This window comes from Clostridium ihumii AP5 (assembly GCF_000612845.1).
Lineage (GTDB): Bacteria > Bacillota > Clostridia > Clostridiales > Clostridiaceae > Clostridium_J > Clostridium_J ihumii.
The window spans coordinates 50,425-59,235 of record NZ_CCAT010000042.1; the positions used below are offsets into that span (position 1 = coordinate 50,425).

At 26.7% G+C, this 8,811-nt stretch carries 10 protein-coding genes and 1 pseudogene; 1 reads left to right on the top strand and 10 read right to left on the bottom strand.

Annotation, left to right across the window (positions count from 1 at the left end):
* Positions 1-144: 144 nt before the first annotated feature.
* The 5 genes and pseudogenes from BN346_RS05845 to BN346_RS05860 all read right to left on the bottom strand — a co-directional run bounded on the left by BN346_RS05845 (position 145) and on the right by BN346_RS05860 (position 2,883).
* Positions 145-609 carry a pyridoxamine 5'-phosphate oxidase family protein gene (locus BN346_RS05845; protein ID WP_034440446.1) on the bottom strand — a complete coding sequence of 155 codons (465 nt, stop codon included), beginning with the start codon at positions 607-609 and terminating at the stop codon, positions 145-147.
* Positions 610-904: 295 nt separating this feature from the next.
* Complete coding sequence (gene cutA / locus BN346_RS05850; protein WP_034440447.1) at positions 905-1,237, bottom strand: divalent cation tolerance protein CutA; 333 nt, start codon at positions 1,235-1,237, stop codon at positions 905-907.
* A gap of 423 nt (positions 1,238-1,660) precedes the next feature.
* A pseudogene (locus BN346_RS05855) lies at positions 1,661-2,158 on the bottom strand (transposase); the annotation flags it as partial.
* 27 nt (positions 2,159-2,185) lie between these two features.
* Complete coding sequence (locus BN346_RS22310; protein ID WP_101541682.1) at positions 2,186-2,569, bottom strand: IS3 family transposase; 384 nt, start codon at positions 2,567-2,569, stop codon at positions 2,186-2,188.
* 8 nt (positions 2,570-2,577) lie between these two features.
* Positions 2,578-2,883: a transposase gene (locus BN346_RS05860; RefSeq protein WP_034440448.1), complete on the bottom strand. Its 306-nt coding sequence runs from the start codon at positions 2,881-2,883 to the stop codon at positions 2,578-2,580.
* 482 nt (positions 2,884-3,365) lie between these two features.
* Between BN346_RS05860 and BN346_RS05865 the strand changes: the two genes are divergently transcribed.
* Positions 3,366-3,908 carry an NADH peroxidase gene (locus BN346_RS05865; protein ID WP_034440450.1) on the top strand — a complete coding sequence of 181 codons (543 nt, stop codon included), beginning with the start codon at positions 3,366-3,368 and terminating at the stop codon, positions 3,906-3,908.
* Between the two features lie 299 nt (positions 3,909-4,207).
* Here the strand turns inward: BN346_RS05865 and BN346_RS21560 are convergent, their stop codons facing one another.
* The 5 genes from BN346_RS21560 to BN346_RS05885 all read right to left on the bottom strand — a co-directional run bounded on the left by BN346_RS21560 (position 4,208) and on the right by BN346_RS05885 (position 8,395).
* Positions 4,208-4,354 carry a hypothetical protein gene (locus tag BN346_RS21560; protein WP_158644458.1) on the bottom strand — a complete coding sequence of 49 codons (147 nt, stop codon included), beginning with the start codon at positions 4,352-4,354 and terminating at the stop codon, positions 4,208-4,210.
* On the bottom strand, positions 4,351-4,539 hold the full coding sequence (locus BN346_RS05870) for a DUF6440 family protein (protein ID WP_034440451.1): 189 nt from the start codon (positions 4,537-4,539) through the stop codon (positions 4,351-4,353). Before BN346_RS05870 ends, BN346_RS21560 begins: the two co-directional genes overlap by 4 nt.
* 125 nt (positions 4,540-4,664) lie before the next feature.
* Positions 4,665-6,218 (bottom strand): ABC-F family ATP-binding cassette domain-containing protein, encoded by a 1,554-nt coding sequence (locus BN346_RS05875; RefSeq protein WP_034440453.1) that lies wholly within the window; start codon positions 6,216-6,218, stop codon positions 4,665-4,667.
* Positions 6,219-6,442: 224 nt separating this feature from the next.
* Positions 6,443-6,721, bottom strand: coding sequence for a CD3324 family protein (locus tag BN346_RS05880; protein ID WP_034440456.1), 279 nt, complete (start codon positions 6,719-6,721; stop codon positions 6,443-6,445).
* A 327-nt stretch (positions 6,722-7,048) separates the two neighbouring features.
* On the bottom strand, positions 7,049-8,395 hold the full coding sequence (locus BN346_RS05885) for an MATE family efflux transporter (protein WP_034440457.1): 1,347 nt from the start codon (positions 8,393-8,395) through the stop codon (positions 7,049-7,051).
* Between the last annotated feature and the right edge of the window lie 416 nt (positions 8,396-8,811).

Genomic DNA, 8,811 nt, shown 5'->3' on the forward strand with positions numbered 1-8,811 from the left:
TTTATATAAATACTTAATACTTATTTAGTTATATTTCATATATTGATTCTTATAATTTTAAAATAAACAATTATCTTCAAATCAACATGTTTAAAGCTAAAAAGTATTTTAAAATTCACTACTATTAATTTAAATTTTTATGTTTCACATATTTCCTTTTCCTGAAATATGTTCAATATCTATTTTAATAACTCTTGTTTTAGCACAAGAGTTTATAATATATTCTTTTCCTTTTTCTACATAATCTTCAGCATATTTTTTTATTAATTCTAGAAGCACTTCATTTTTTTCATTATCATTAACTTCACTTGCTATTCCAAACACTATAACGCTTTCATATTTGAAAGTAAATTTCTCTGGAATAAGCTTAGTGTCTCCAACAACACAAAATGATACTTTATCATTACATAATATGTTTTCTAGTTTCTTCCCTTCTATTGCACAATGAAAATATATTGAATCATTCTTATATACATAACTTATAGGCACTCCATATGGATATCCATTACTATCAACTGTAGATAGAACACCATGGTCACACTTTTTTAATAACTCCATGGCTTCTTTATTTTTTATTTCTTTATCTTTTCTTCTCATTTTTTTTAACACAATACATCCTTTCTTTTTATAATAATTACAGTATATAACTATTTTTTAGTTTCTATAACTTTCAATGTATTTATTTATGATATTTTTCAACTTTTGAATTTATAGTTACATACATTATATTACCTTTATATTCTATTTATTTCAATATTTTTACATAAAATCTTACTTTTTTATCTTATAATTGAAAATACGCTATAACTATTAGCAATGTCATATTCAAAAGCATTTATATGTTTAGAAATATTTAGATTAAAAACTAAAGAGCAAATATAAAATATTATAAATGAATTCTCTTTTATTCAAATAATTCATTTAATATAGGTATCACATTAATTAATGGTTCTTCATAAGGATGTATTTTCCTTATTACTTCAAGTGCTTTCTTAACATATTGACTTCTACATCTTAATTCCATTTTGCACTCTCTCCCTTCACAAATTTCACCTATTTCGCCTTGAAAAGGGGTAGCATCTTTTAATGGTCTCCAATATCCTCTAACATCTGTTATTGATATAACATTATCATAATATCCAACCTTGCATGCATTTACATTGTTAAGCTCATTTCTTAATTCTGTTATATATTCCTCTGGAACATATATTTCAATTTTTACTTCTTTAAACTCCATCTATTATCATCTCCAATTATATTCCTAAATCCAAATTAAAATTCTCTCTCTTGATATTTTTAAAATTTCTTATTATTAACATATATTCAACCTACTTATATTTTTATAAACCTCCATAACTATTTCATTTTTAATTTCTGATGAAATCCATCCATATCCAACAGCTAACGAATACAATCTCTTCCTCATATTAGCACTAGCAAAAATATCTTTATCTAAAATCTCACCTATATTTATATACTTACTTAAATCGTCTATTTATACTCTATAACCCCAAAATTACATATAATTAATATAACTTTTGAATTTCAGGTGCATATCTATTTTGTTAACCTTTTCTATAAATCCATAATTAACAATGATTGTCGGATGGCTCCCCGCTAATTGGACATAATTAACTTATGCTAGTATATACTTAGATTTTTAAGCACACCTTAACTTGTTAAGATAATATTGATGCGGGGAGATATATCCAATTGAGGAATGAATTCTTTCATTGTTATATCTATAAACAAAATCATTTACATCATTACGTATTTCATCTAAACTCCAATATATGCTGCCAGTAAGACATTCATCTTGTAGATATCTATGATATGATTCGATAAAAGCATTATAATTCGGGCTTCTAACAGGTATTCTTTCATGCAAAACATTTTCATCAAGGCATGATTTTTCAAAGGTACCACTAATAAATTGACTACCATTATCCGTACGGATGACTAGTCCATTTGGATTATCTTTGATACCTCTAGAGTATAAACCCTGAATTAAAACCTTTTTAGCAACTTCACCAGTTGCAGATAAATCTATTGATGTGCTTACAATTTCTCTATCAAATACATCTATTATAGAAGTTATATACGCAGTTTTCTTTGTTCCTGCTATGAATGCATACTTTATGTCCATTTGCCATAACTGGTTTGATTTTGTTACTGCTCTGCTTTCTCATACACGAGATACTCGTTTTAGAGTACGTTTTCTATCTGTATCTAGCAAACTTAGGTTTTTCATTAACCTTCTAACTTTCTTCTTGTTAATTTTGATATTGTAATTGTTTCTTAAAACAACAGTAACCTTTTTATAGCCATAGAACTTACTAGTTTTTTGAGACTTGATTTTAACTATATAGTTTTGTATATCTAAGTCATTAATTTTTATTCCATTAAAGCTATAGCTAAATCCAGGAATCCTACGGCCTGTATTAGCGTAGCTTCTCTGATCTTTTTCTTGCTTTACTTTATAATAATAAGACGACTTAGATACTTCTAGAATATTTAGTACAGTAATAACTTTATAGCCTAATTTTATCCATTTATGAGCAATTACAATTCTATCATCTAGCGTTGGCTGTTTTTTTTTAGAAGATCTTCAAGTATTGCTATTTTTAATTTTAGCTCTTCATTTTCACCTTTAAACTTTTGATATTCCTTTTTATAGTTAGGTACAATTTCACCTTCCTTCGGATTCTTTGGTTTTAAGGTTTGAGAATATCTACGATAATTATTAACCCAAGTACTTAATTGAACAGGATTAATATCGTATTTTTTAGCTATTAAAATATTACTACCAGATTCAAGAACTTCTTTAACATAAGCAACTCTTTGCTCTTCTGAAAAAGTTCTTTTAAAAACAACTTTTGACATATTGTAACCCTCCTAATTTCATTAATATAATTGTAAATATTTAAATTAACTTTGTCCAATGTAATTAAGGGGGCTATAAGTTGTTAATTGTTCATCGTTAATCGTTAATTTTCATATAATTTATCAACTGAAACATGAATAACTTAAAAGTTAAACTTGGATTGCTATAAGAGTGAAACTAGATCAAAAACGCCTTAAAATAAAGCATAATTTTGAAATCAATATATTTACAGTTAGAAAAATAGTTTTAAATTCGAGCTTGTTTTCCTATATAATACCATGAATTTATATTGTTATATAATAATTACATTTGTATTAATTTATAAGTTTATTTTTTAATATTAAAATTTTATAAAATAATAATTATTATTTGTTGATAATTATTATTTTATGCTTTATAATAAATATTGTAAGGACGAAAGATTAATAAAACATTATAAATTATAAATAAAAAAAGTATTGAATTTTGAGGAGGATATATTATGAAAAAATTTGTTTGTACAGTTTGTGGTTATATTCATGAAGGAGAAAGTGCACCAGAAATTTGCCCAGTTTGTAAAGTAGGTGCTGATAAATTTGTTGAAAAGAGCGATACTATGGTTTTTGCTGATGAGCATAGAATAGGAATTGCTAAAGATATAGATCCTGAAGTTATTGAAGGTTTAAGAGCTAATTTTATTGGGGAATGTACTGAAGTTGGTATGTACATTGCTATGAGTCGTCAAGCTGATAGAGAAGGTTTCCCTGAAGTTGCTGAAGCTTATAAGAGAATAGCATGGGAAGAAGCTGAACATGCTGCCAAATTTGCTGAAATTTTAGGAGAAGTTGTTGTAGCTGATACTAAAGCTAATTTACAAGCTAGAGTTGATGCTGAACATGGAGCTTGTCAAGGTAAAAAGGATTTAGCAACACTTGCTAAAAAATTAAATTTAGATGCTATTCATGATACTGTTCATGAAATGTGTAAAGATGAAGCTAGACACGGTTGTGCTTTTAATGGTCTATTAAATAGACATTTTAAATAAATTTAATTCATCTTCCTAAAAATACGCTTAATCATATGATTAAGCGTATTTTTTATAACTATATAATTGAAGTTTATCTTTAATTTTTTATTGTAAATACATCTAATTCTTCTCTCATATTATATTTCATATCAATTAAAATATGAGGTGACTTTGTAACATTCTTACTTAAAATATTAGTTTGCTCAGCTGCAAATAATATTTTTTCTTATGAAGCCGTAACTTCTTTGAATATAGATAGTAGATCAAAAATACTAAATCCACCTTCCTGATTCTATCTACTCTTCTTTTTATAATGGCTACAACTCAAATGCTAAAATTAAATTAGATGATGAGTGGATAAAGTTTTCAAAACTTATGGACATGTCCACTATGCTAACATTAATTTTTTCCTTATAATTTTGGTTGTATTTAATTATCTTACATACTGTAATTGCTAAGTTCATTTTTTATCAATTTTTGTATTTGTAACAATTGGTTTCCCATTAGAATCAAAAAGCACAGACAGTCCTCCTGAAGTTCCATTACTAACATATAAATAATTAACACCTGTTTTATTATCTACGATAACTCTAAAAGATTCTATCATACCTTCAATTTCAGTTACACTAAATCTCTTTTTATTCACCATATCACCATCCTATAAATTCTATCATTCAGCTATAAATCAATTTATGATTTATAGCTTAAGTTTATTCATATAAAACTATATTAAAGTCTATCTAAAATTTATATTCTTACAATGATATATACCTTTTAAGTACAATTTACGCACCATTCTTCACAATTCCATACACTATTTGCTAATCCATCATAAAATTCAGGTTCATGACATACTAAAAGCACAGTTCCTTCATATTCTTTTAATGCTCTCTTCAATTCTTCTTTAGCAATTATATCTAGATGATTAGTAGGTTCATCTAAGATTAAAATATTTGTTTGTTTATTCAAAAGCTTACATAGTCTTACTTTAGCTTGTTCCCCACCACTTAACACTGTCATTTCACTTCTAATATGCTCTTCAGTAAGGCCACATTTAGCAAGTGCACTTCTCATTTCAAATTTCGTACTACTTGGATATTCATTCCATATTTCTTCCAAAGCAGTATTTCTATTTAAACCTTTAACTTCTTGTTCAAAATATCCCCAAAAACCATAGTCACCATATTCTATTTTTCCACTTAATGAATCTATAAGACCCATAAGACTTTTTAAAAGTGTAGTTTTTCCTATTCCATTAGCACCTATCAGTGCAATTTTATCACCTCTCTCAACCTTTAAATTTAACTTCTTAGTAAGTGGTTTATCATAACCAATAACTAAATCTTTAGTTTCTAAAATTAACCTTCCTGAAGTCCTTGCAGGTTTAAAATAAAAGTGTGGCTTAGGTAAATTTTTCTTTATCTCTATTCGCTCTATTTTGTTTAATTTTTTTTCTCTAGAATGAGCCATTTGTGCAGTTGACGCTCTAACTTTATTCCTTCTTATATAATCTTCAAGCTTTTCAATTTCTCTTTGTTGTTTATTATAATTAGATATTACTTGTTTTCTCCGTTCATCATGAAGTTTTAAAAATTTATCATAATTTCCACTATATCTATCCATTTTTCTGTTTTCTATATGCCATATTACATTGACTACATTATTTAAAAACTCCATTTCATGGGATATTAAGATAAATGCATTTTCATAATTTTTAAGATATGCGGTTAAAAAATCAATATGCTCTTTATCAAGATAGTTAGTTGGTTCATCTAAAAGAAGAATATCTGGCTTTTCTAAAAGCAATTTTGCAAGAAGTACCTTAGTTCTTTGTCCTCCACTTAATTTATTTACATTTCTATTTAACAATTCATCAATTCCTAAACCTTTAGCAGTTCCTTCCACTCTAGAATTTATTGAATAAAAATCGTTTTTTTCTAAATATTCTTGAATTTTTGTTGCTTTTTCTATATTCTTTATCATATCATTTTCATTCATTTTTTCTAAATTATTATATAAACTATTCATTTCTTCTTCAATTTTATAAAACCTATTAAACGCTTCTTTTAATACTTCCCTTACAACTTTTCCTTCTTTAAGGTTTGTATGCTGATCCATATATCCTACACTAACTTTTTTGCTCCATTCAACATTCCCATTATCGGGCAAAAGCTTATTAGTTATAATATTCATAAAAGTTGTTTTTCCTTCACCATTTGCTCCTATTAATCCAACATGTTCACCTTTTAAAAGTCTAAAAGAAACTTTATCAAAAACTGTTTTTTCTCCAAATCCATGTGTCATATTTTCTACGTTTAAAATACTCATTTTTCTCATTCCTTACATGCTTAAAATTCTTTTTCTATAATTAATGTTATCATTTCATAACTTCACTTCTCAAGAACACAAATACTTCTGTATTAAACATGTTTTCTAAAAAAATAAAGACAATATCTCAATTATTGAAATATTGTCTTTAAAAATTTTTATTTATAAACTACTTACCATAAGATAAATTATAAACTATTCCTAATACCTTATAATATATTTAATTATGGGTCATATGATTTTTGTTCTCTTATAATCCTTCTAATACTAGTTTCGGTTAAATAATATATTTCTGATAATTCCTTAATAGATTTTCCAGCATTATATTTATTATATATTTCCATATTTCTTATTTTTAGTTCATCTTTAACTCCAGTATTATCTCCCCAACTTTTCTTATTCTTATCTTTTCTTGGTATATATAAATATCCACCATCCATATATTCTTGTATAAGTTCAATCATATCTTCTGGTAATATATTTTGTGCTTTTTCATATCTCATAAAATCCTCGCTCCTCTATCTACAAATTTATGTTGTAAATAAAAAGCAAAGACTGCACAAAACTATAGCCTTATTTTACTTCGGCTCCGAACAAACTGTTCTTTGTCTCCTACAGTCTTTGCACGGAGCCTACTAGGGCAACTTGATTTAAACTTCTCATAATAATAATCCTCCCAATAATTACATTTTATTATTATTATATCACTATATACGTATTATACTAACTTTTTTTAAATATATTACTAAAAGCTTAATTAAATGTACTAATTTAATTAAAACAATTTTAAAGTAAATTTAAAAGCTAAGTCTATTAATATAACATATATTTTACTCTATACAACTATGTTTCCATTTTCCACTTCTTATATATATAAATGATATTATAACTGAAATACTTGTTGCAATTGGTGCTGCAAGCCCTATTCCTAGTAAACTTTCAGGTATATAAATACTTAATACATATGCAAGTGGAACACGAATTAAAAGTGATGCTAAAATACCATTAGCCATGGTAAACCTTGTTTTTCCGCATCCATTTAAAAATCCATTTTGACAAAACCCAAAAGCAACTAACATGAAGTCAATACTAAAAGTCCTCATATACTGAACCCCTGCTAAAGTTACTTCAGCATCTGCTTTAAACATATGCATAATAGATTCAGCACTTACTTGAGCCCATATAAAAAATCCTATAGAACATAAAAATGAAAGTAACATACTAGCATTAAGAGCTTTTCTAGCTCGTTCTGGCTTATTAGCTCCAATGTTTTGTGCAGCAATTGATGCTATAGCTCCTGAAAATGCAATAGCTGGAAGCATTGCAAACATATCAAATTTACCTGCTATTCCAACAGCTGCCGCTGGAACTACACCTAATGTGTTTATTATTGCTGTTATAAATAAAAATGATAATGAAAGCATGGTTTCTTGAAGTGAAACAGGTATTCCTAAATTTATAAGTTTCTTAGCTTTATCTTTATAAATTCTAAAATTTTTAAACCTAAATTTAAAAATAAAATCTTTTTTTGTTAAATAGAAAATAGCTAAAAACATGCTCACGCCTTGAGATGCTATAGTTGCTATTGCCGCTCCTTTAGGACCTAATTTAAATCCTCCAACTAAAATTAAATCTAATATTATATTTGTAATACAAGCAACTAATATAAAAATCATTGGACTTTTTGAATCACCAATTCCTCTTAACATTGCACTAATCCCATTGTATCCAAAAATAAATAATATTCCGCTTGAACAAATCATTACATACTCTTTCGCACCACTAAACGCTTCTATAGGAGTTTTTAACGCTTTTAAAAATGGTGTTGTTAAAAACAGCATAAAAATAGTAAATCCCACTGCAAATAAAACAAATAAAGTAAGCATTGTACTTATTGTTTCTACAGTTTCTTTTTCCTTCTCTGCACCAAAATATTGAGCAATCAAAATAGTGCCTCCCATAGTTAAGCCTGATATTAAGCTATTAAGAATTTGCATAACCTGTGTTCCTATAGATACTGCTGAAATACTTGCAGAATTTCCAAACCATCCAACAATAGCCATATCAACAGCTCCGTATAAGGCTTGTATAAAGTTTGCAACTAGAAATGGTATTGCAAAAACTAATAATGATTTATAAATATTTCCTTCTGTTAAACTTTTATTAGTAGTCTCCATTTTATCCTCCTCTTAATTAATTTATATATACTTTGTTACCAAAAAAGCCGGATAAGTCAGTTAACAACAGTTAACCATCTTATCCGGCATATATTACAAAATATATCCTCCGATGAACAAATAAATAATATCATATTTTAAAAATTATTGTCAATATATATAGGGTTCCAAGTTCAAATTTAAAGTAATGTATTTCTCAAATGATATTACTAATCTTACAGTTTATTGCTATATTTATATTTGGAACCAGTTGACAATTGAAAATTGAAAATTGACAGTTATGGTTAATATTACTCATTTCATTCCTAATATTTAAAAATAGAAATATTTAAAAACTGCGTTTTTATATTGTTTTGAACTAATTTGCTCTGCAAATTTAATAAAAAATCATTCTTTAAATTTGGAAATCCAATTTT

Bases quoted from the DNA above. Each gene is read 5' to 3' on its own strand.
- BN346_RS05865 (WP_034440450.1), top strand. From the start codon at position 3,366: ATGAAAAAATTTGTTTGTACAGTTTGTGGTTATATTCATGAAGGAGAA.
- cutA (WP_034440447.1), bottom strand. From the start codon at position 1,237: ATGGAGTTTAAAGAAGTAAAAATTGAAATATATGTTCCAGAGGAATAT.
- BN346_RS05885 (WP_034440457.1), bottom strand. From the start codon at position 8,395: ATGGAGACTACTAATAAAAGTTTAACAGAAGGAAATATTTATAAATCA.
- BN346_RS21560 (WP_158644458.1), bottom strand. From the start codon at position 4,354: ATGAACTTAGCAATTACAGTATGTAAGATAATTAAATACAACCAAAAT.
- BN346_RS05860 (WP_034440448.1), bottom strand. From the start codon at position 2,883: ATGTCAAAAGTTGTTTTTAAAAGAACTTTTTCAGAAGAGCAAAGAGTT.
- BN346_RS05870 (WP_034440451.1), bottom strand. From the start codon at position 4,539: ATGGTGAATAAAAAGAGATTTAGTGTAACTGAAATTGAAGGTATGATA.
- BN346_RS05875 (WP_034440453.1), bottom strand. From the start codon at position 6,218: ATGAGTATTTTAAACGTAGAAAATATGACACATGGATTTGGAGAAAAA.
- BN346_RS05880 (WP_034440456.1), bottom strand. From the start codon at position 6,721: ATGAGATATGAAAAAGCACAAAATATATTACCAGAAGATATGATTGAA.